Origin of the sequence: Nucisporomicrobium flavum, assembly GCF_016464385.1 — a bacterium.
GTDB lineage: Bacteria > Actinomycetota > Actinomycetes > Mycobacteriales > Micromonosporaceae > Actinoplanes > Actinoplanes flavus_A.
This window is the reverse complement of sequence record NZ_JADMLH010000016.1, coordinates 96,563-118,120: the sequence shown is the minus strand read 5'-3', so window position 1 is coordinate 118,120 and position 21,558 is coordinate 96,563. Positions and strand designations below refer to the sequence as shown.

Below are 21,558 nucleotides of genomic sequence, written 5' to 3'. Positions count from 1 at the left end.
TCCTCTATGTCGTCAGGTCAGTCCTTGCCTGTCCCCCGGCTGCGGCGAGGCGGCCGGGTCAGCTTGATCGGAGGCTCCTGCATCTCCGGATCGGGAGCGGGCAACCCGGAAGCGGTGACATTCCGCCGCCGCTTCGCCTTCCCGCCGCTGAGCAACTCGGCGACCTCGTCCTTGTAGCTGCCGAGAAGCCCCTTCTTCGGCGCAGCCGCCTTCGGCCGGTCCGCCGGCTTGGCACCCTCAGCGACCTGCACCTGCGCGACCTCCGCAGGCCGCTCGGCCACCTTGGCCTGCCCCGTGGGCTTGGCCTGCTCCGCGGGCTGCTCTGCCGCCTTCGGCTGGGCGGCTGGGTCGTGCTGGGCACCGGCTTTGTGCTGGTCGGTGACCTGAGGCTGCTCGGGCTGCTTCTTCAGCTGCTCAGCAAGCTTCTGGCTGGGCGTCGTCTTGCCCTGGTCTGCCCGTACCGGAGCGAGCGGAGCACTGGGGCTGCGCTGCTCGGTACGCTGCCCGGCGATCCGAGCCTCCGACCCGTCCGCGACCTTCTCGCCGTGTCCCTGACCCTGAGCCGGCGAGGCCTGCCTGGCGCTCTCCCCCTTGGCCGAGCCCGCCGGCACCGGCTCCCGAGCCGGTTCGGTCGGCCGCGACGGCGCAGGTACGGCCGGACGAGCAGGAGCCGGCGAACTCGGCGCCGAGGGAGAACTCGGGGCCGGAACCGGTGCCGAGGGAACCGGGGCGGGAGAGACCGGCTTGGCAGGCGTCGGCGCGGTGTCACCCTTGGCCGGCGCAGCCGCCGTCCCCCCGTCGCCGGGTGCCGGCCGGACTTCCGCCTTGGCCGCAGGCAAGGCCTCCGTCGGCTGAACCGGCTTGACCGGCGTCCCGGCCGCGTCGTGCTGCGGCGGCTTCGGGGCGGCGGCGGGGTCGGTCGACGGCTTCGCTGCCGGCGGGGCCGGCGGAACGGACGGCTTCGCGATCGGAGCGGTCGACGGGATCGACGGTTTCGCGGCGGGCGGGATGGACGCAGCCGACGGCTTGGCCGCAGCCGACGGCTTGGCCGCAGCCGGAGCCGGGGCTGGGCTCGCTGCCGGGGCTGGGCTCGCTGCCGGGGCCGGGCTCGCTGCCGGGGCCGGGGCAGCCGGCGACTTGGCTGCGGCCGGGGTGGACGACTGCGGCGCCGGGGCGGTGGACGGCTTCCTCTCGGGAGCCGTCGGCGGGGTGGGTGGCTTCGGGGCGTCGGCGGCGGCGCCCACGCGGCCGGAGTCGGCGCGGGTGAGGCCGGTCGCTGCCCACGCGTTCGTCGGCGGGCCGCCGAACAGCGCGTTTCGTGGGGCAGCCTTCGCCGGGCGTACCGGCTTCGTCGCGGACGGCGCCAACGGAGTCACCGCCGGCTGCCGCGAAGTGTCGGTGCCCTGCTTCGCCGGGAGCGAATCCACCGCGGGCTCGGCCGGGTCCTTCGACTCGACCTTCGCCGCAGTCGGCTTCGTCGCCTCGGGCCTGTCCACCGTGGCCGGCTCAGCCGGAACGCGGGCGGCAGTCGGCTTCGTCGCCTCGGTCCTGCCCGCCGCCGCCGGTTCGGCAGTCGGCTTGTCCGTAACCGCGGCCGCGGGCGCCGAGGCCGGCGGTACGAAAGCCGGCGCTCCGGGCTCCGCGCCCTTCGGCACCGACAGTCCCACCACGACAACGTCATAACCGTCCGGCACCGACTCGGTCGGCCGCACCGGAGAAGCCGCGGAAGAGGCCGTACCCGAACCGCCCGCCGCCCCGGCCGGAGCCACAGGAGCGGCCGGAGCCTCAGGGGCGGAAGCGCCCGGAGTCCTGGCAGGAACAGGCTCGCTCGAAGCCGCGCCGGCAGCCTGGGTCGCGGCCGCCCGGGAGGTCGCCGCCTGCTCTCCCCCGCCCTTGCGGGAAGCGTTCAACGCAGCAGCCGCGCGTACTTCAGTCTCGCGAGCGCGGGCCGCAGCGGTCTCCGCCACCCAGGCGCCGACCGCCGACGCCTGGAAGATCGGCGGGTCGGTGGGCTGCGGCCCGGCGGGACGGCGGCGGGCCGGCGTACGGGCGCCGTGCGGCTCCGACGGCGAAGCGTCAGGGGCCGGAGTGTTGCGCGGCGTGATGAGGCCGAGCGGCGCACCCGGAGCCGGCGCGGCCGCGTCCTGAGAAAGGGAAGCCTGAGAAACGGAAGCCGGAGGACCAGAAGCGAGAGAACCAGGAGCCGGAGAACCAGAAGCGGCAGAACCAGAAGCGGCGGCCGAGGCGGTAGCCAAAGAAGGAGCAGCAGGCGCAGGAGCAGCGGCGGAAGCAGTCGCGGGCATCGGGATGGCCGCGCCCCGCTCCGAAGGGTTGCCGGTCTTGCTCGCGGGCGGCCACGTCAGCGCCGGCGGGCGGCTTCGGGGTTGGCAATCGGCGAGCGTACGGGGGCGGTGGGTGGCCGAGTGGCGGCCTCCGCCGACGCGGCTCAGCGGGAGCGGGGCGCCGATGGCCTGCATCAGGTCGGGGACCTGGCTGGGTTCCACGACGTAGACGACCTCGCGGCGGCGGGCCGGCCAGCCGAGGATGATCATGCCGAGCATCACGAGGAGGGTGCCGCCGATGAGCAGCGCCCAGGTGGCCTGGTTGAGCCAGCCGGGGCGGACGGCGGCCGTCGACTCGAGGCGTACGCCCGGCTGCGCCGCCGGGTTCATGATGATGAGGCTGTAGCGGGTGTCGCGCAGCATGGTCGGGTTCCAGTCGACCGAGCCGACGCCCGCGGCGAGCCAGAAGCGTTCCCGGTTGGGGATCTGCTCGGGGGCGCGGGTGCCCGGTACGAGCTTGCTGGTCACCGGCAGCGCGCCCGTGCCCAGGTCGATCGCCGAGACGGAGATGCGCGGGATGTCGGCGAGGTACGCGTCGGCGCGGTCGCGGGGTGCGAGGCCCACGAAGGCCGGGGCGTCGCCCGAGGTGGCCGTGATGCGCAGCCGCGTGTCGCCGACGCGGGCGAACGGGGCGTCCTTGCGCAGCAGCTCGTCCACGTCGTCGACGACCACGGCGTAGCCGGAGGTCGCCACCCGCTGCATGGTGCCGCTGAAGGCGCCGCCCGCGTCACGGTGCTGCATGGCGGCCCAGAAGGCACCCCCGGCGAGCAGTGCCGGCAGCCCGGCGGTCAGCAACAGCATGCCGAGGATCGTGCGGAGCACCCGCATCTCGATCTCCCCCTTCTCGGTGCGTACTGCGCAGACCATACAGACCCAAATAACACCAAAATGGATAAACGGTTACTTAGACCCTATAAGCATGAGATGCGCCGCTGACGAGCAAAAACAGAGGCCCGCGCTCCACGAGCGCGGGCCTCATCGGAAAGGGGGCGGTTACGAGATGGTCGCCTTCATCGTCAGCGTGGACTGGTCGATGTCGCTGGTGCGTACGGTGAACTTGAACGTCCACTCCCCCGCCGCCGGCAGCGCGATGTCGCCGACCGCGTGGAAGTCCGTGATGCGCAGCAGCGGCACCTCGATCGGCTCGATGCCCTTGGCGGGCAGCGCCGCCGTGGCGGTCCACTCGACGACCGGCAGCGGCTTGTTGTCGCGCGTGTACGCGTACAGGTGCAGCGAATTGTTGCCCACGGTCGCCGGGAACACGTCGACCTGCAGGCTGATCGCGTCGTCGGAGATCGTCTGCGTGATCGTGGTGCTGGTCTGCGCGGTCTCCGCCGCCTCGGCCGTGCGCGGCGGCGCGATCTGCACCACCGCGGCCGTCACGCCGAGCACCACCGCGGTGATGGCCAGCTCGGCCGCCACGACGCGGCGCAGGGTGCCCGGGCTGGTCTCGGCGCTGCGGCTGCGCACCAGCTTCCGCGAGTACGCGGCCACGCCGATCACCGTCGCGGCCAGCGCCACCTTCACGAGGATCAGCCGCCCGTACGTGCTGTCGTACAGGCCCTTGAAGGACGCGATCTCGATGAGCGCCTGCACCGTCCCGGCCAGGATGAGCGCCGCCACCGCGGTGGCCGCCCAGCGTGACCAGATGGGCAGGATCGCGCCCAGCTCGCGTTCGTCGGCGCTGCGCAGCAGGAACCCGACGAGCATGACCAGCCCGCCGAGCCAGACCGACATCGCCGCCAGGTGGATCGCGTCGACCACGACGGAGACCCCGGCGACCGGCGAGGCGGTGGGGTGCCCGGTCAGCGGCCAGGTGGCCAGCGCCGCCACGCCGAGGACGCCGAGCAGCGCGAGGTCGGCACGGGAGTCGCCGCCGGAGCCGGTCAGCAGCGGCCGCAGCAGCAACGCCGCAGCGATGATCACGCCGAGACGCACCAGCATGACCGCGCCGAACGTGCTGCCCAGCACGTCGCGCAGGTCGCCGCCGGAGACGTCGAACAGCCCCGTGCCGGTCGTGTACGGGGCCTGCAGCCACAGCGCCAGGACGGTGCTGCCCAGCACGAGACCCACACCGGTCCACACCAGCCGGGCCGGCCCCACCCGGGACAGCCGGTGCGGCCACAGCAGCGCCAGCACCAGCACCGGGCCGACGAGCAGCACCAGGCCGGCGTACCCGAGGTATTTGCCGACCGGGATCAGGGCGCGCACGACCGGGTCGACCGACTCGGCGATCTGGTCCTCGCCCGGCGGGGTGGACTGCGCGCCGACCGAGTAGGTCAGGGTGCCGGCGACCGGGTGGCTGTCGGCGGAGACCACGCGGTAGCTGACCAGGTAGGTCCCGCGGCCGCCGCCGGAACGCAGCGGGATGGTGACCGTGCTGCCCGCGGCCTGCGGCTCGCCCTGGTCGGCGCGGCTGCCGTCGGGTGCCAGCACCTGGATCTTGCCGGAGATGAGCTGGACCGACTCGCTGAAGGTCAGCGTGATCTTGTTGGGGGCGTCGGGCACGATCGTGTTGCTGCCCGGGTCGCTGGCCACGAGGGCGGCGTGCGCGCTGGCCGGGCCGGCCGGCCCCAGGACCACGCAGAGCAGCCCGAACACCAGCCCGGCGAGGGCGGCCATGCCCCGGCGTCGATCAACGGTCATGCGGGCAATGCTCCCCGATGGCTCAACGGTCATGGCAACGCGGTCGCCGCGCTGCCCGGCAGGCGGACGCAGGATGGTCGTCCGGGCAGCGCCCATAGTTCCGCACGGGTGCGACATTTCTCGTCCGCGTACGATCGGCCGGGTGACAGCCGACCACCTCACCGCGCTGGCGCTACGGGCCCGGGCCGGCGACGCCGGCGCGCAGGCCGCCCTGGTCCGGGGCACGCAGGCCGAGGTCTGGCGGTTCACCGCGGCGCTGGTCGACCCGGGCGCCGCCGACGACCTGACGCAGGAGACGTATCTGCGGGCGTTCAAGGCGCTGCCCGGCTTCGAGGCGCGGGCCTCGGTGCGCACCTGGCTGCTCGGCATCGCCCGGCGCACCTGCGCCGACCATCTGCGCGCGGTGGTGCGCCGCCGCCGGCTCGACGCCCGGCTCGCCGCGCAGGCCTGGGCCGACCCGCCGCGGCATCCCGATCCCGCGCACCGGCTCGGCGCCGCCGACCTGCTGCGCCGGCTGGGAGAGGAACGGCGTACGGCATTCGTGCTGACCCAAGTGCTCGGTTTGTCCTACGCGGAAGCCGCCGCGGTGGAGGATGTTCCGGTCGGCACGATTCGTTCCCGGGTGGCCCGGGCCCGGGAGGAGCTGGTGGCCGCCGTCACCGCCGCCCAGGCCGGCTGACGTCCGGAACGGCGCGGACGCGGGCGGTGCCGCACAGGCCGGCTGACGGCCCCGGTCGGGACCTTCGACCCGTCACACAGGGAACCCCCAGCCGGTAAGACGGAACTTGGCGACGCCGGGCGCCGACTAAGGGGGCGTGGGTATGGAGATCGGGCAGACCGCCCGGGCGACGCAGGTGTGGCCGTGGATCTCCACCGTGGCGCGGCTCGGCCTCGCCGCGGTGTGGCTGATCGCGGGGGGACTCAAGGTCGGTGACCTCGCCGCCTCCGGGCGGGCGGTCAACGCGTACCAGATCTTCCCGTACGAGGTGGCCAAGGTCATCGGGGCCGCCCAGCCGTTCCTGGAGATCGCGCTCGGGCTGCTGCTCCTCGCGGGCCTGGCCGTACGGCTGAGCGCCGGCATCTCCGCCGCCCTGCTGGTGATCTTCATCGCCGGGATCGTCTCGGCGTGGGTCCGCGGCCTGCAGATCGACTGCGGCTGCTTCAGCACCGGCGGCGCGCTGGGCGCCGGCGCCGAGCCCGCGTACGGCCTGGACATCGCCCGTGACCTGGGCTTCCTCGCGCTCGCCGGAATTCTGCTGTGGCGACCGCGCACCCGCTTTTCGATCGACGGCATCCTGATGGGGGACGACCAGTGAGCAAGGGCACCAAGGAACGCGCGCAGGCGAAGCGGATCGTGCAGGAGCAACTGGCCCGCGAACGCCGCCGTACGGTCACCCTCTGGACCACCATCGGCGTCGTCGCCGTGCTGGTCATCGCCGGTTTCATCGGGTGGGCCGCGGCCGCGAGCCGGGACAAGGACACCAGCGGCAAGCTCACCGTGCCGACCGTCGCGGTCGATGACGGTACGGCGTTCGCCCGCGGCAGCGGACCCGTGAACATCGACATCTACGAGGACTTCATGTGCCCGGCCTGCCACCAGTTCGAGACGGGGGCCGGCCCCACGCTCACCCAGCTCGTCGACGCCGGCAAGGTGACCGTGCGCTACCACCCCATCGCGATCCTGGACCGCTACTCCAGCACCGAGTACTCGACCCGGTCGGCCGGGGCCTCGGCCGCGGCGGCGCAGGGCGGCAAGTTCCTCGAGTACCACGACGTCCTGTACGCCAACCAGCCGCCGGAGAACAGCGCGGGCCTCGACGACGCCAAACTGATCGAGCTCGGCACGTCCGTGGGCCTCACCGACCAGGCGTTCGCCGACGCGATCAAGAACAAGACGTACACGGCGTGGGCCACCAAGGTCACCGACACCGCCTCGTCGCGCGGGGTCACCGGCACGCCCACCGTGATGGTCGCCGGCAAGAAGCTGGACAATCCCACCCCCGAGGCGCTGAGCGCGGCGGTCGGAGCGGCCGGCGCGTGAGAAGCGGGTTCCTGTTCGCCGCGGTGCTGGCCGGTGCGCTCGTCGTGCCGGCCGGTCCCGCATCCGCCCACGGTGGCGACGCCCCCGACGCCACCGCGTACCGCACTGAGGTGACCGGGCTCAGCATGTCCGTACCCGGCCTGAGCGTCCGGGCGGTGGAGGCGGGCGCGCGGCTAGAGCTCACCAACGACACCGGGCGCACGGTCGAGGTGCTGGGCTACCGGAACGAGCCGTACCTCGAGGTGCGGTCCGACGGCACGTACCAGAACGTCAATTCTCCCGCCGCGTACCTGAACCGGACGCTCGACGGTGACACTCCCGTACCGTCGAATGCCGATCCGGCCGCTGCCCCGCAGTGGCAGCGGATCTCCACCGACCGAAGCGTGCGCTGGCACGACCAGCGCACCCACTGGCTGACCCCCGGCCTGCCGCCACAGGCGCAGGCCGACCCCACCCGGGCGCACAAGCTGCGCGACTGGTCCGTGCCGCTGCGGCAGGGCGTCACCACCATCGAGGTACGCGGAACGCTGACGTGGGAGCCGCCACCCGCGGCCTGGTGCTGGTGGCTGGGCGCGGCCGCCCTGGGCCTGGCGGTCACCGCCCTCGGCCGCCGCCGGATCCGCTGGGTGAGCGCGGTCGCGCTGGTCGCAGGCACGATCACTTTCGGGTACGCGGTCACGCGCGCGAGCCTCGGCGCGGAGGGTACGGCCCCGGCGATCGGCGCGGCGGTGCTCGCCCTCGCCGCCGGAGTGCTGACCCTGCGCGGTCGTACGCCGTTCCTGCTGCTGCTCGGCGGCGCCGCCCTGGCGATCTTCGGCGGGCTCGGCGACGCAGGCGTGTTCCATCAGGCCGTGGTGAACTTCCCCGGCCCGGGCTGGCTGGCGCGCGCCGCCGTGCTGACCGCGGCCGGCGCCGGCGCGGGCATGGTGGCCACCGGGCTGCTGCGGCTGCCCTCGGCCGCGCCCGCCCCGATATCGTCGACCGCATGACTGAGCGGCTCTCGCCGGGCGACCCGGCCCCCGACTTCACCCTGCCCACCGACAGCGGCGACACGCTGAGCCTCAAGGACCTGCGCGGCCGCAAGGTGGTGCTGTACGCGTACCCCGCCGCCATGACCCCCGGCTGCACCACGCAGGCCTGCGACTTCCGCGACTCCCTGGCCTCCCTGCAGGCCGCCGGCTACCAGGTCGTCGGCATCTCCCCCGACGTCCCCGCCAAGCTGGCGAAGTTCCGCGACCGCGACGCCATCACGTTCCCTCTGGTCAGCGATCAGGACAAGGCAGTGCTCAGCGCCTACGGCGCGTACGGCGAGAAGCAGATGTACGGCAAGACAGTGACCGGCGTGATCCGCTCGACCTTCGTGATCGACGAGAACGGCGTCGTCGAACGCGCCCTTTACAACGTCAAGGCGACGGGTCATGTGGCAAAGCTGCGACGGGATCTCGCTATCGACTGACTTTCCGGGCGAACTTCGCGGATCCTGAGGTCGGGTGCCGATAAAAACGGTACGCGACGGGGCTTGTCCACGACCCTTTCTTCAAGGCCGGGGACGAGCCCTACAGACCATTTCCGTGGAGAGCGCCGATGCCGACAGCCGCCAAGCCGACCCGCCGCCTGCGCCTGGGTGGCAAGCCCCGCCGCGGTAGCGACTCGACCCGCGGCGCCGCAGTGTCGACGCCGCGCCGTGGCCGCCGAGCGCCCGGGCACGCCGCCGCGCCCGGCAGGCGGGCCGGCCGGCGTGGTCCACGCCTGTGGCGCAACCTCAAGGTGTCGCACAAGCTGATCGCGAGCTTCGGCGTGCTCAGCCTGCTGGTCATCGCCGTCGGCGCGTTCGGCCTGCTCGAGCTGAACTCGGCCAACAACCGCCTCGAGCGGATGTACGAGGGCAACACCCAGGCCATCGACCTCATCGGCGAGGTCCGCGCGGACGTCCAGGAAGCCACGTCGCTGACCAAGGACCTCATCCTCCGCTCCCCCCTGGCCGACGTCAGCAACGTCCAGATGGCGATCAGCCGCCTGGACCGGGACATCGACGACAACTGGAAGGCCTACACCGGGCACGCCACTGCCGGCACCACCAACGACCGCAACGCGTTCACGGCGGGCCTCGCCGAGTACCGCAAGGTCCGCGACCAGCAGCTCGTCCCGGCCGCCCAGCAGAACAGCATGAGCGCGTACCTCGGTGCCAAGAACAACTTCATCGACCCGCTGACCAGCAAGATCACGGTCGCGCTGAACAACCTCGCCGGGATCGAGGACCGGGCGGCCCAGCGCCAGATGTCCGAAGCACGCTCCAACGCCGACGTCGCGCAGGTCATCACCATCGCGCTCATCGCCGGCGCGGTCGTCTTCGCCACCGTCATCGCCCTCGTCGTCAGCCGCGCCATCGCCCGCCCGCTCGGCCAGACCGTCAAGGTCCTCGAAGGCCTCGCCGAGGGCCGCCTCGACCAGCGCCTCGACGTCAAGGGACGCGACGAGGTCGGCCGCATGGGCGAAGCGCTCAACACCGCCCTGGACCGGCTGACCGCCGCCATGCGCGACATCGGCGAGAACGTCACCACGCTGGCCTCCAGCTCCGAGGAACTCACCGCGGTCGCCAGCCAGATGAACGACTCGGCGGCCCGCTCCGCCGGTCGCGCCCAGGCGGTCACCACGGCCTCCGAGGAGATCAGCCAGAACATCACCACGGTCTCCGCCGGCGCGGAGGAGATCGGCGCCTCCATCAGCGAGATCGCCCGCAGCACCTCCAGCGCCGCGGACGTGGCGGCCCAGGCGGTCCGCATCTCCAGCGAGGCCGGCGACATCCTCCAGCAGCTCGGCACCTCGTCCGCGGAGATCGTCTCGGTCATCAAGATCATCACGGGCATCGCCGAGCAGACCAACCTGCTCGCCCTCAACGCCACCATCGAGGCGGCCCGCGCGGGCGACGCGGGCAAGGGCTTCGCCGTCGTCGCCGGCGAGGTCAAGGAACTCGCTCAGGAGACGGCGCGGGCCACCGAGGACATCCGTACGCGTGTCGGCGCCATCCAGAACGACTCCGCGGCCGCCGTCTCAGCCATCGCCGAGATCGGCGCGGTCATCGACCAGATCAACGCCACCCAGACGGCCATCGCCGCGGCGGTCGAAGAGCAGACCGCCACGACCAACGAGATGACCCGCAACGTGGGCGAGGTGGCCGGCGGCTCCACCGAGATCGCGGCCAACGTGGCAGAGGTCGCGGAAGCGGCAGCGGAAACCACCAACGCGGCCGCCAACACGGCCGGCGCGGCCGACGAACTCGCCCGCGTGGCCCACGACCTGCAGAAGAGTCTGGCAATGTTCCGCTACTGAGCACACCCCCCGCCGGACCGTCGACCCACGGCGGCCGTCACGCGGCCTGGATCCGCGAGGCGGCCGCCGTGCTGTGCGCGGCCGCCGGGCCGGGCGCGGCCGCCGGGCCGGGCGTCGGCCCGTGCTGTGCGCGGCCACCAGGCCGGGCGTCGGCCCGTGCCGCGCGGGGGCCATGCGTTGCGCGGCGGCGGCTATGCCGAGCGCGGGGCCGGGCCGGGCGCGGCGGTCCCCGCGGCGAACTGACCATCGGCGGCGCCGATCGAGGGCTCAGCGTTTAGAATGCACCCAGCGATCGCCCATGGGGCCTCGAGCGGAAGTGGCGGAATAGGTAGACGCCCGGGTTTTAGGTGCCCGTATCCGAGAGGGTGTGCGGGTTCGAGTCCCGTCTTCCGCACCTGTGAAGTACCGCTGTGCTGCAGCGCGCCGGAAGCCTGCGTCCGGACCGAAACTTCGTCAGCCGGCCTCGTCGAGGACTTCCCGCAACATCTGGGCCAGCTGCGCCAGGAACCTGGCGGCTCCCGCGTCCGACGAATCCTCCAGGACCCAGTTGCCCTCCCACGCAACCATTCGCGCCAGCGCGCCCGGCGCCGCGGGGGGATCGGCCAGCACCGCCTCGAACGCTGCCAGCTCTCGCCGCAACTTGCGCGTGCTCGCCTGGGCCGTCTGCCGCAGATCGGCCCGGATCTCGTCGAGGTCCTCCGCGTCGGCGACCTTGAAGCCCAAGAAGTTCCGCACGACGTCGATCGCGGGTTCCGCGTTCTGCTCCCGCATACGCGCGCGAAGAGACTCGGGAAGCTCGGACACGTCAGCCACCTTCAGGTTCCGGACGGAAAGGTCGTGACGATGAAGGGTATCGGCGGATCCGAGCCTGGCACGACCTTGATGCGTATCTTGGCCATACTGGTGACGCCGAAGGTCGACGAACGCGGCCCGGCACCGTACATCCCAGGGTTGTAGTAGCCCTGCCCCACCGCATTCCGCGCCGCGATCTTTCCCTCGTGTTCGCCGTTGAGTGCCAGATCGCTGCGGATTTCCTCCCAATTGTCGCGCAGGTACGCATTGACCGTGCGATTCATCGTCCCCGGGTCGGTCCACCGGTACGACCAGTTCTGCGCGTTCGGCCACGGCGCGTCGCCATAGATGCGGCCCTCGACCGTACGGTTGCCACTTCCGGATCGGGATCGCGTTGCAGCGGCACCGACAACCCGTGCCGGTCCTCGGTATGGGCGCCGTGGCTGCCGTACGCGGCGTCGTTCGTCGCGATGTCGATCTCGGGCGGCTGGTCGCCAAGCCTCTGGTATATGTCCATGACCCTGGCCTCTTCAGGGTCGATGGCCTGGGACATCGGCTGGGAGTCACCTCGATGCGAGCGGGCGGGACCCGGTGAACCACCAGCGGGGTTCGCTCGTCCCGCCTGCGCCGACAAGGCGACGGCCGCCTGAGCCTGCGCGACACTCACAGGCCTCCCCCGCGGCCCGCCACCACCCGCGTCGCGGCGGTGGCCACCGGGTGGAATGCCGTCGTCGCCACCGCCGCCGTGCGCCCGCGGCCGACCGGTCACGTCAACCGCCAGCGATAGGGCTCCACCTGCGACAAGTTAACACCCGCGGTCATCAATGTCCGGACCGCAGATGCGGTCCGTCCACCAGACGCACATGGCGGATTCCGCCGCGGGCACGCGGACGTCTCAGGCCGGCGTCGCCTGCCACGGGTCGATGAGCGATATCCCGGTGTCAACGAAGTCCTTGGTGTTGCGCGTGGCCAGAGTCGCGGCCCGGGAGCGGCAAATGGCGGCGATCTGGCCGTCGAACCCACTCATCGGGTTGCCCCCTCTCTCGCGGCCGGCCACCACGTCTGCGTACGCAGTGGCCGCGGCGAGGTCGAAGGGCAGAACCTGCCGGGGGAAGGCTGCGAAGATTTCGTTGGCTGCCTGGTGCAGCTCGCGCTTACGGCGGCCGTCCGGCAGCCGTGCGATGCCGTAGCGGATCTCGGCCACAGTGACCGACGTCGTGTAGAGGCCCGTGCTGGACGCCTGCTGCAGCCATGCGAGCACATCAGGCGCAGGGGCGGCGCGCATGAGTTCGGCCACGACGTTGGTGTCCAGGACAATCATCAGTCGTCGAAGTCTGCCGCGCGGGGTGCGGTGGTGCGGGCCGGCACGTCGAGGTCGACTCCGCCGAGCTGCGCGAACCGTTCGGTGAGCGCACCGAAGAGGTCCCTTCGCGGCTGCTCCTCCTCCGTGGCGGCCGCGGTGAGGATCAGGCGGATCTCGGCTTCCATGGAGCGTCCGTGCCGGGCAGCCCGGAGACGCAGCTTCTCTTTGACTGAGTCGTCCAAGTCTCGGATGCTGAGGGCCGCCATTGCCTCATCTCCTCGCTGCTCAGAATTGATAGCAATGCTAGCATGGGCGCCGTCCAAAGCCCCCAAATCATTGCGCCTGAGCCGATCAGGCGGGTTCCGGGCTGTGCGTCCCTGAGTCTCACCGACCGGTCAGGGAAGCGAGTGAACTCGTCGTTCGGCCAGGTCGGGCAGGTGCCGCGCGGCCGCGGCGAAGTCGTTGTCGTCGTGCAGGATCACGAGCCCCCGGACCGCGGCGCAGGCACAGATCAGCAGGTCCACGCACGACAGCGCCCGATGTGCGCCCGAACGCATCAGGCGGTATTGGGCGGACTCCACCCATTGCCACGCCGACTTCGGTACCGAGACGTCGGGATAGAGGTCGACGAACATGGCGGTCATCTGTTCGTACTCGTCAAGGTTGCGGGCCGAACGGCGAAACTCGGTGCGTTGGGGCTGGCATGACCCGATCGCGTGATCGGAGATGACATCAGCCCAGCCAGTCCGTACGTCTGGATCACGCAGCAGCCGCCACAGTGCCGATGAGTCGACGAGATAGCGGATCATGCAGCGGGTGTCTTGCCGGCGTTGTGCAGGTCCTGCCATCCCTCGTAGTCCCAATGCTGGGCCACGGCGGCATAGTGATCCAGCGCTGCGATCCGGCGATGGCGAGCGGCGTACTCCCGTAGGGCGAGGTTCACCGTCTCCTTCTTGCTGCGCGCGCCGGAGAGCCGCATCGCCTCAGCCAGCGCGTCATCGTCGAGATCAATCTGGGTGACAGCCACGAGACCTCCTTGTTGGTGATGTACAAGACGCTGATACATCACCAACATAGCGCGCACGGCGGCAAGTCCGACAGGGTGACGACACGGGGCCGCGCGCTTGGGTGGACGTCGCCTGCCACGGGGTCGATGAGCGATATTCCGGTGTCTACGAAGTCCTTGGTGTTGCGCGTACGCGGCGGCTGCGGCGAGGTCGTGCAGAGGCCGGTGGTGGGCGCCTGCTGCAGCCATGCGAGCGGATCATTGCGCGTGGCCGGCGGTGCGGAGGAACGGGGTCAGGAGCTCGCGGACCCGTGCGTCGGTCGCGGCCGTGTCCGCGCCGTCCTCGATCATGCGGCTCGCGGTATAGACGATCGCGCTGATCAGGCGGGCGGTCACCGCGGGGTCCGGTACGCCCAGCTGCTCGATGGCCGCGTGCAGCGGACGGCTCATCTGGTCGTGCATGAGCTGGGTGCTGGCGTCGACCTGGTCGCCCGGCACCGACTGGATCAGCGCGGTGGCCAGGGCGTGCTCGCCCTCCGCGACCAGGCGCAGGTTGGCCGTGGCGTACGCCAGGACTTTCTCGCCCGGGGTGCCGGCGGCGTCCATCGCGGCGTTGACGCGGCGGGACCAGTTCGGCAGGACTTCCTGGACCAGTTCGAGGAGCATGTCCTTGCTGGAGGGGAAGTACTCGTACACCGAGGAGCGCGGCAGCCCGGCCCGGGTGGCCACGGCCGCGAGGCTCGGCGCCCCGTGGGGGTTGTCGACCAGCAGGGCGCGGGCGGCGTCGAGGAGGGCCCGGCGGCGCTGGGCGCGGTGCTCCGCAATCGTCGGTGCGTCGATGCGCGGCACAAGCCCTCCCCCCTTGCTTCGCTCAGCCGGTGGACAGCCGGCCGTCGATCATCTCGACCACTCGATCGCAATGTTCCAGCACGTCGTGGTCGTGGGTCACCATAACGGTAGCGACCTGCGTACCCTTCGTCTGTTCGGCGATCAGCCGCACCACGTCGTGGCTGCGCGCGCGGTCGAGCGCGGCGGTCGGTTCGTCGACCAGCAGCAGCGACGGTTGTCCCATCAGCGCGCGGGCGATGCCGACGCGTTGGCGTTCGCCGCCGGAGAGCTGATGGGGGCGGCGGTCGGCCTTGTGCGTCATGCCCACTTCCGCGAGCAGGTCGGCGGGGCCGCGGCCGTCGGCGCGGCGAGGGCTCAGCTTGGCGACGAGCCGCAGCTGCTCCAGTGCGGTCAGTGCCGGGATGAGGTTGCCGCTCTGAAACACGAAGCCGATGTGGTCGCGCCGGTACGCCGCGCGCTGCTTGACCGTCATGCCGACGACGTCGTGGCCGTCGACGGTGACCGTTCCCTGCTCCGGGACGGTCAGCGCGCCGGCCACCGCGAGCAGGCTCGACTTGCCGGCGCCGGACGGCCCGACCACGGCCACCAGTTCGCCCGGGGCGACCGTCAGATCCACCTCGTCCAGCGCGGTGACCGTCGCGTCGCCGTCGCCCAGGCGGACGGTCACGCCGGACAGCGTCAACCCGGTACGGTTCTTCATCGCTGCGCTCCCAGGGCGGTCAGGGGGTCGACGGCCGCGATGCGGACGATGGCGACGGCCGCGCCGGCGATTCCGAGCAGCACCAGCAGGACGCCCGCGATCAGGACCGCGGGCGCCTCGATGGCGAACGGGACCGCGCTGCCGCTGATCAGCCCGCCGAGCCCGACTCCCACGGCGATGCCGGCGCCGATCGAGGCGCCGAGCACCACCAGCGCCTGCACCAAACCGTCGCGCAGCAGGTACGACCGCGCGGCGCCCATCGCTCGCAGCACCGCCAGCTCGTGCCGGCGGTTGATGGTCCAGACGGTGAAGAACGCGCCGACGACCAGCGCGGAGATGGCGTACAGGAAGGCCTGGATGAGGCGCAGTGTCGATGTCTCCGCGGTGTAACCGGGCGAAGCCCCGTACGCCTCTGCCTTGTCGTAGCTGGTCGTGCCGGCCGCGGCGTCCCCGGCGGCGAGGTCGAGGTCCCCGTCCGCCCGGAGGGCGATCGCGGTGGCTTCGGTGGCGGCCGAGGCGCGCAGTTCCTCGCCGGGGCCGACGCCCTGGTGCAGACGCTGCCACGCCGCCAGGGGCACGTAGGCGACGTCGACGTGGCCGTACGTGCGCTGGTCATCCGTCGCGCCGATCACTGTGAAGCGGGTGCCGATCCGGTCGATGACGACTGTGTCGCCGACCCGCAGGCCGGCCGCGAGGGCGGTCCGGGACACCACGATGCCGTCCGGGGCGCCGAGTGTGGCGCCTTCGGCGACCGGGGGCGACAGGAAGGACCCCGGTTCGACCCCGAACATGGCCAGATCGATGGGTACGCCGCGGCTGCTGCGGGCGTTGACCAGGAGGTTGCCGAAGAGCGTGGCATCGCGTACGCCCGGCTGCCGGCGCCACCGATCGAGCTGCTCGCCGTCCACCACGCTGCGGGAGAACGCCGAGTCCAGCTTGGTGTCGTGGTTGAAGGCGAAGGCGGTCACGGGTAGCCGCCGGAGTCCGGAGACACCGTCGTTGACCAGACCCGAGGAGAGCCCGGACAGCAGCACCACCAGGACCGCGATGAGGGCGACGACGCTCCCCATGAGCGTGAACCGCCAGCGCGCGAAGCGAAGCTCGCGCAGAGCCAGAAACATCCGTCCTCCTGCCACAGTTTTACCGACATCGCGTCGGAAACTATATCGGCAAGGTGTCGGAAAAACTCAGGGGCACAGCTGCCGCCGGTTCGTGTCGGGGAAGTAGCGGTCCCAGTCGACGGTGGTGGACCGCGCGCAGGTCTGCTGGATCACCGCGGCAAGGTCCGCGTCGAGGTGCCACATCGTCGATCTGCCGTCGAGGACGGCCAGGTCGCTTCCGTCGAGCCGGGGCGTGGTGAGCCGCAGGCCCTGCGTACGCAGCCGGAGCAGGGCCCTCCCGCTCGCCGCGTCCCAGATGCGGGCCTCCGCGCCGTCGACGACGGCGACCGTACGGCCGGCAGCGTCGAACGCGACGTTCGCCATCTCGTCGAGGCCGCCGGCCTGCGCCACGGTTCGCGGGGCCCGGGGGTCGGTCGCGTCCAGGATCGTCATGCCGATGGTGGCCGCGTACGACGTGACGGCGATCAGCCCGGCCGGTCCGGCTCGGAGGACCGCCGGGTGCGGGACGCGCAGGAGGGTGCCGACGCGGCGGCCGTCGATGGTCCAGAGGTCGATGGCGTCCTGGTCGCCGTCGTGCCGGCTGAGGACGATGCCGGAGCCGTCGGGGAGGACCGCTGTCCCGCTGACGTCCGGAACGGGCAGCGTACGGATGGACCGGTCGCCCACCCGCCACACCTGGGCCGTTCTGTCGGCGCTCATGGCGCTGAGCAGGGATCCCGTACGGTCCATGCTGTCGAGCTGGCCCAGACCGGCCGGGACCTCGATCTGGCGGGGGTGGTCCAGGTCGGTCAGGTCCCAGAGGGACGAGCCGGTCCTGCCCGTCCAGTAGATCGCCCGGCGTTCGTCGAGGCTGCCGAGGTGCAGGTAGCCGTTCGCGGCGGGCAGCCGGCCGGCCGGCCGCCACGCGGCGCCGTTGCGCTGCCAGAGCAGTTCGCCCTGCGTGCCGGTGTCGTAGGTGACCGCATACCGGCCCGGCGGCTGGGTGTATCCGTGGCCCAGCGTGGTCGCGCCGGCCGCGGCGTGTGCCAGGACCAGCACGTCGCGGGCTTCGGTGGTGGGTGCGAGCCGGTACGCGGCCAGCGCCAGGGCCGCCGCGTCGGAGGGCCGCGAGGCGATCAGGTCGCGGGCGGCGTCGGAGGCGCGCAGGGACAGCGCCTCGTTGCGCTGGCGGGCTGCCCTGTGCTGGGCGGCCCGCGCGACGATCGCGGTCCCGGCCAACAGGACGGTCAGGGCGGTGAGCCCGGCGGCGAGCCGGCGCAGGCGGCGGGTGGTGCGCTGGTCCGCCCGTACGCGGGCATCCTCGGCGGCGAGACCGGCGTCGAGGAAGGCACGCTCGCGCGGGTTGAGCCGGTTGCGCAGCCGGGCGGCCTGTTCGAGGCGGGTACCGCGGTAGAGGGTGTCGGGGTCGTTCCCGTGCGCTTCCCAGATGGCGGTGGCCTCGGTGAGCCGGTGCAGGGCGCGCAGGTCGTCGCGGTCGTCGGCGATCCACCCGGCGAGCCGTGGCCAGGCCTGCAGCAGCGCCTCGTGGGTGAGGGTGACGCTGTCGCGGTCGATGGTGATCAGCCGGGCGGCGGCGAGGCGGTCCAGGAGGGCGGCGGGGACGTTCAGATCGGTACGCCGTACCCGGCGCTTGGTGTCCGCGGTGCCGTCGCCCGGCACGACCAGGCGCAGGAACAGCAGCCGTGCGGCGCTGCGGTCGTCCTCCGTGAGCTGCTCGAAGGTGTGCTCGGCGGTACGCGCGAGTGCGTGCTCGATCCCGCCGACGTCCTCGTATCCGGCCAGCGTGAGGGCCACGCCGCGGCGTCGGCGCCACATCTCGGCGAGCGTGTGCGACACCAGCGGCAGCACGGCGGGTTGCCCGCTGACGTCCGAGACGAGCCGGGCCACCAGCGCCGTCTCGATCGTGGCCCCGGCGCCGGCGGCCGGTCCGGCGACGGCCGAGCGAAGTTCCTCGGTGGTCATGGGGCCCACCAGCACCTGGGCGCGGTGCAATGCTGTCACCAGCTCCGGATGACGGGCGCAATGACCGTAGAAGTCGGCACGCACGCTGACCACCACCCGGCTCTGCGGTCCGGCGGCCGAGGTCAGCGCCCGGATCAGCCAGAGCCGGGCGGCTTCGTCGCAGAGCGTGAACACCTCTTCGAACTGGTCGACGACCAGCAGCACGTCGGCGGCGGCCTTCGCGAGCCAGCCGCGCAGCGCCTCCGGGTCGGCGGCGAGATCGGTACGGACCCGGTCCGCGGGCTCGTCGGCGAGGTTCGCGATCGCCACGGCCAGCTCGGTGACCGGGTCGGCGCCCGGCGTCATCACGATCGCGGTGCGTGAGCTGCGGGCGACCAGACCGGCCCGCAGCAGCGACGACTTGCCCGCGCCGGACGAGCCGAAGACCCCGACCAACGGGCGCTCGTCGACGAGCGTCAGCAGCGTGTCGGTCAGCGCCTCGCGGCCGAAGAACCGGTCGGCGTCGCCCACCTGGTAGGTGGCCAGGCCCACATACGGCACGGGTACGGCTTCGTCCGCGCCGGGCTGAGCAGCGGCGAGCCGGCGCCACCGCTCGGTCCACTCCTCGGTGTCGCCGTCGCAGGCCCGGACGATCGCGGCGGTGATGGCCAGGCTCGGCAGCCGGCGGCCGGACAGGGCCTCGGACAGCGCCGCGGCGGAGTAGCTCGTCCGCTTGCCCAGCTCCCGGTACGAGGGCAGTCCGACGCGCCGCCGCAGCCGCCGCAGGTCGCCGGCGAATCGCAGCAGGGGCGTCTCCTCGGATTCCAGAGGGCGTTCCTGTCGGGGCACCGGGCCTCCCTTCGTCCGCGCCATTGTCCTCGCCGATGTCCACCGTTTGTTGTTCAGCGATCGGCCCCGAACACGAACAACGCCGGGCTGCATACGGTCGGCCCTCTACCGCCCGATCAGGCGGTCCCGGTCAGGCATTGAGGAGTTGTGCATGCGATCCAACCGCATCGTGGCGGCGGTGTCCGTCGTCGTCCTGGCCTTCTCGGCGGCCGCCTGTGGTTCCAGCGAGAAGACGACGGACAAGAAGGCGGCGGCCGGCACCGACAACGCCGGCGCGCTGGTCGGCGTCACCATGCCCACGCGGTCCTCGGAGCGCTGGAACGGCGACGGCGAGAACCTCAAGAAGGAGCTCGAGGCCCTCGGGTACAAGGTCGACCTGCAGTTCGCCGAGGACGACATCCCCACCCAGGTCAACCAGCTGGACAACCAGATCACCCGGGGCGCCAAGCTGCTGATCATCGCGTCGATCGACGGCACCGCGCTCACCACCCAGCTGCAGAGCGCGGCGGACAACAAGATCCCGGTGATCGCGTACGACCGGCTGATCCGTAAATCGCCGAACGTGGACTACTACGCGACCTTCGACAACTACCGGGTCGGCGTGCAGCAGGCGACCTCGCTGCTGACCGGCCTGAAGCTGCTCAACGCCGACGGGTCCAAGGGCTCGGCCAAGGGCCCGTTCAACGTCGAGCTGTTCGCCGGGTCCGCGGACGACAACAACTCCACGTTCTTCTACAACGGCGCGATGTCGGTGCTGAAGCCGTACCTGGAGAACGGGACGCTGAAGGTGCCCAGCAAGCAGACCGACTTCAAGACGATCGCGATCCTGCGGTGGAAGCCGGCCGTCGCCCAGGACCGGATGGAGAACCTGCTGACCTCGACGTACCGCTCGGGCCTGACGGTGGACGGCGTGCTGTCGCCGTACGACGGCATCTCGATCGGCATTCTCTCCGCGCTGAAGAGCAACGGGTACGGCACGGCCGCCCACCCCTATCCGGTCGTGACCGGCCAGGACGCCGAGGCCGCCTCGGTGAAGTCGATCATCGCGGGCGAGCAGTACTCGACGATCTTCAAGGACTACCGGCAGCTGGCCAAGACCAGCGCGCAGATGGCCGACGCCGTGCTGAAGGGGCAGAAGCCGGCCACGAACAACACCAAGGACTACGACAACGGCGTGAAGGTCGTGCCGTCCACGCTGCTCGACACGGCGATCGTCACCAAGAGCAACTACGAGAAGGCACTGATCGACAGTGGCTTCTACACGAAGGCGCAGGTGCAGTAGCGCCCTGCGCAGTGAACGCCGGCACCGTGGTGCACCGCCTGACCCCTAACCCCCCACGTCGGCGGGCGCTCGGATGACCGGCCCCCGGCTGCGGCCCGCGTCACGGTGACGCGGGCCGCGGCCACGAGGGGCCGGGGCGACGGGACGATGGGCGGATGGCGTTGACCTTCGTTCTCGATCCCCCGCTGACCCCACGGCTCCGCGAGCAGATCGTCGACCTGTGGGTCGACGTCACCAACGCCGGCGGCGCGGTCGGGTTCGTCGCCCCGGTCACCGCCGACGAGGTCCGCCCGGTCGCCGCCGCCGCGTTCGCCGCCCTGTCCAACCACCCCGCCGCCACCCACAACCGGACTGAAGGCGAGGACACCGGCCCGGACCGCCTGCTGATCGGCATGGACGACGACCGCCTCGCCGCCCTCCTGCTCATCATCGACAACCGCTTCGAGCTCAAGGCGCACTGGCGGGTGCTCAAGCGGGTCATGGTGCTTCCCGGCAGCCAAGGCCGCGGGTACGGCGCGGCGCTGCTGCGGGAGGCCGCCGAGGTGGGTCGCGCGCTCGGCCTCGCCGGCCTGCAGGTGACGCTGCGCGACGGGCACGGACTGGAAGGCTTCTACGCCAAGGCGGGCTACCGCGTGACCGGCCGCATCCCGGGCGCCCTGCGCGTGGCCCCCGGCGACGACCGCGACGAAGTCTTCATGTGGCTCGACCTGCGCTGACAGGACGGCTTAGGGGCGGCAATCGGGAGGCGGCGACTTGACGACCCTCTTAGTCTTATGACAACTTGCTTCACGACAATGTCCCGATGCCAAACGGACCCGTGGAGCGAGGAGGAATACTTCGCGCTCGGCCAGACCAAGAATCGGATCGAGCTGATCGACGGAGGCCTGTGGGTCGGCCCCGCGCCGGGCAAGCGCCATCAGCACATCGCGTTCTTGCTGGCGACCGGCCTCTACGCCGCGGCCGAGCAAGCTGGCCTCCTCGTCCTGCTGGATGTCAACCTTCGGCTGGCCGGCGGGCGGATCGTGCAGCCGGACCTCGTCGTGGCCGACACCGACGACGTCGGTACGACGGTGGAGGCCGCCGAGGCCAAGCTGGTCATCGAGGTCGTGTCGCCGAGCAATGCCGGGGTGGATCGCCTGCTCAAACCGCAGTTGTACGCAGCCGCCGAGATCGGCTGGTATCTGCGGGTCGAACAGCCGGACGACTCAGTCGAGTTGCACCTCGAGCGGCTGTCCGGCAACCACTACGTCCCCGCCGTGGTCACCGGCCCGGGTGAGACGCTCATCGCCGAGGAGCCGTTTCCGTTCCAGCTGGAAATTGCTTCACTGCTGCAGCGTCGTCGCCCTTGACGAGGTG

21 protein-coding genes and 1 tRNA gene are annotated in these 21,558 nt (G+C 71.6%); 10 read left to right on the top strand and 12 right to left on the bottom strand.

What is annotated here, in order from left to right; all coding sequences use genetic code 11:
* Positions 1-17: 17 nt before the first annotated feature.
* Together IT780_RS30930 and IT780_RS30925 are read right to left on the bottom strand one after the other, a co-directional pair.
* The gene (locus tag IT780_RS30930; protein WP_199515349.1) at positions 18-3,170 is read right to left on the bottom strand and encodes a hypothetical protein; all 3,153 of its coding nucleotides are present in this window, start codon (positions 3,168-3,170) and stop codon (positions 18-20) included.
* 165 nt (positions 3,171-3,335) lie between these two features.
* Positions 3,336-4,988, bottom strand: a complete 1,653-nt coding sequence (locus tag IT780_RS30925) for a copper resistance CopC/CopD family protein (protein WP_199515348.1) — start codon at positions 4,986-4,988, stop codon at positions 3,336-3,338.
* Between the two features lie 142 nt (positions 4,989-5,130).
* Here IT780_RS30925 and IT780_RS30920 point away from each other — a divergent pair, with 142 nt between their 5' ends.
* The 7 genes from IT780_RS30920 (at position 5,131) to IT780_RS30890 (ending at position 10,753) form a co-directional block, all read left to right on the top strand.
* Positions 5,131-5,667, top strand: coding sequence for a sigma-70 family RNA polymerase sigma factor (locus IT780_RS30920; protein WP_307831473.1), 537 nt, complete (start codon positions 5,131-5,133; stop codon positions 5,665-5,667).
* Positions 5,668-5,809: 142 nt separating this feature from the next.
* A complete protein-coding gene (locus IT780_RS30915; protein ID WP_199515346.1) occupies positions 5,810-6,304 on the top strand; it encodes a MauE/DoxX family redox-associated membrane protein in 495 nt (164 codons plus the stop codon).
* Entirely contained in the window at positions 6,301-7,029 is a 729-nt protein-coding gene (locus IT780_RS30910; protein WP_199515345.1) for a DsbA family protein, read from the top strand. Before IT780_RS30915 ends, IT780_RS30910 begins: the two co-directional genes overlap by 4 nt.
* Entirely contained in the window at positions 7,026-8,018 is a 993-nt protein-coding gene (locus tag IT780_RS30905) for a hypothetical protein (protein ID WP_307831472.1), read from the top strand. Before IT780_RS30910 ends, IT780_RS30905 begins: the two co-directional genes overlap by 4 nt.
* Positions 8,015-8,485, top strand: coding sequence for a thioredoxin-dependent thiol peroxidase (bcp, locus tag IT780_RS30900; protein WP_199515344.1), 471 nt, complete (start codon positions 8,015-8,017; stop codon positions 8,483-8,485). Before IT780_RS30905 ends, bcp begins: the two co-directional genes overlap by 4 nt.
* Positions 8,486-8,613: 128 nt before the next feature.
* Positions 8,614-10,359, top strand: a complete 1,746-nt coding sequence (locus tag IT780_RS30895) for a methyl-accepting chemotaxis protein (RefSeq protein ID WP_199515343.1) — start codon at positions 8,614-8,616, stop codon at positions 10,357-10,359.
* A gap of 310 nt (positions 10,360-10,669) precedes the next feature.
* Positions 10,670-10,753, top strand: a tRNA-Leu gene (locus tag IT780_RS30890).
* Positions 10,754-10,812: 59 nt separating this feature from the next.
* On the opposite strand, the gene IT780_RS30885 is transcribed toward IT780_RS30890, so the two are convergent.
* The 10 genes from IT780_RS30885 to IT780_RS30840 form a co-directional block, all read right to left on the bottom strand.
* Positions 10,813-11,163 carry a hypothetical protein gene (locus IT780_RS30885; protein WP_307831471.1) on the bottom strand — a complete coding sequence of 117 codons (351 nt, stop codon included), beginning with the start codon at positions 11,161-11,163 and terminating at the stop codon, positions 10,813-10,815.
* Positions 11,164-11,174: 11 nt separating this feature from the next.
* Positions 11,175-11,435 carry a hypothetical protein gene (locus IT780_RS30880; protein ID WP_199515342.1) on the bottom strand — a complete coding sequence of 87 codons (261 nt, stop codon included), beginning with the start codon at positions 11,433-11,435 and terminating at the stop codon, positions 11,175-11,177.
* Between the two features lie 611 nt (positions 11,436-12,046).
* Positions 12,047-12,472 carry a type II toxin-antitoxin system VapC family toxin gene (locus tag IT780_RS30875; protein WP_199515341.1) on the bottom strand — a complete coding sequence of 142 codons (426 nt, stop codon included), beginning with the start codon at positions 12,470-12,472 and terminating at the stop codon, positions 12,047-12,049.
* A complete protein-coding gene (locus IT780_RS30870) occupies positions 12,472-12,720 on the bottom strand; it encodes a FitA-like ribbon-helix-helix domain-containing protein (RefSeq protein WP_199515340.1) in 249 nt (82 codons plus the stop codon). Before IT780_RS30870 ends, IT780_RS30875 begins: the two co-directional genes overlap by 1 nt.
* A 129-nt stretch (positions 12,721-12,849) precedes the next feature.
* The gene (locus IT780_RS30865) at positions 12,850-13,263 is read right to left on the bottom strand and encodes a PIN domain-containing protein (RefSeq protein WP_199515339.1); all 414 of its coding nucleotides are present in this window, start codon (positions 13,261-13,263) and stop codon (positions 12,850-12,852) included.
* Positions 13,260-13,481 (bottom strand): type II toxin-antitoxin system VapB family antitoxin, encoded by a 222-nt coding sequence (locus tag IT780_RS30860; protein ID WP_199515338.1) that lies wholly within the window; start codon positions 13,479-13,481, stop codon positions 13,260-13,262. Before IT780_RS30860 ends, IT780_RS30865 begins: the two co-directional genes overlap by 4 nt.
* 237 nt (positions 13,482-13,718) lie before the next feature.
* Positions 13,719-14,309 (bottom strand): TetR/AcrR family transcriptional regulator, encoded by a 591-nt coding sequence (locus tag IT780_RS30855; RefSeq protein WP_199515337.1) that lies wholly within the window; start codon positions 14,307-14,309, stop codon positions 13,719-13,721.
* 22 nt (positions 14,310-14,331) lie between these two features.
* Complete coding sequence (locus IT780_RS30850; protein WP_199515336.1) at positions 14,332-15,009, bottom strand: ABC transporter ATP-binding protein; 678 nt, start codon at positions 15,007-15,009, stop codon at positions 14,332-14,334.
* On the bottom strand, positions 15,006-16,130 hold the full coding sequence (locus IT780_RS30845) for an ABC transporter permease (protein WP_199515335.1): 1,125 nt from the start codon (positions 16,128-16,130) through the stop codon (positions 15,006-15,008). The genes IT780_RS30850 and IT780_RS30845 overlap by 4 nt, the downstream gene beginning before the upstream one ends.
* A gap of 66 nt (positions 16,131-16,196) precedes the next feature.
* The gene (locus tag IT780_RS30840) at positions 16,197-18,920 is read right to left on the bottom strand and encodes an nSTAND1 domain-containing NTPase (protein WP_199515334.1); all 2,724 of its coding nucleotides are present in this window, start codon (positions 18,918-18,920) and stop codon (positions 16,197-16,199) included.
* 151 nt (positions 18,921-19,071) lie between these two features.
* Between IT780_RS30840 and chvE the strand changes: the two genes are divergently transcribed.
* The 3 genes from chvE to IT780_RS30825 all read left to right on the top strand — a co-directional run bounded on the left by chvE (position 19,072) and on the right by IT780_RS30825 (position 21,551).
* On the top strand, positions 19,072-20,202 hold the full coding sequence (gene chvE, locus IT780_RS30835; RefSeq protein ID WP_199515333.1) for a multiple monosaccharide ABC transporter substrate-binding protein: 1,131 nt from the start codon (positions 19,072-19,074) through the stop codon (positions 20,200-20,202).
* A 155-nt stretch (positions 20,203-20,357) separates the two neighbouring features.
* Entirely contained in the window at positions 20,358-20,918 is a 561-nt protein-coding gene (locus tag IT780_RS30830; protein WP_199515332.1) for a GNAT family N-acetyltransferase, read from the top strand.
* A gap of 57 nt (positions 20,919-20,975) precedes the next feature.
* A complete protein-coding gene (locus IT780_RS30825; RefSeq protein ID WP_233413776.1) occupies positions 20,976-21,551 on the top strand; it encodes a Uma2 family endonuclease in 576 nt (191 codons plus the stop codon).
* Positions 21,552-21,558: the final 7 nt, after the last annotated feature.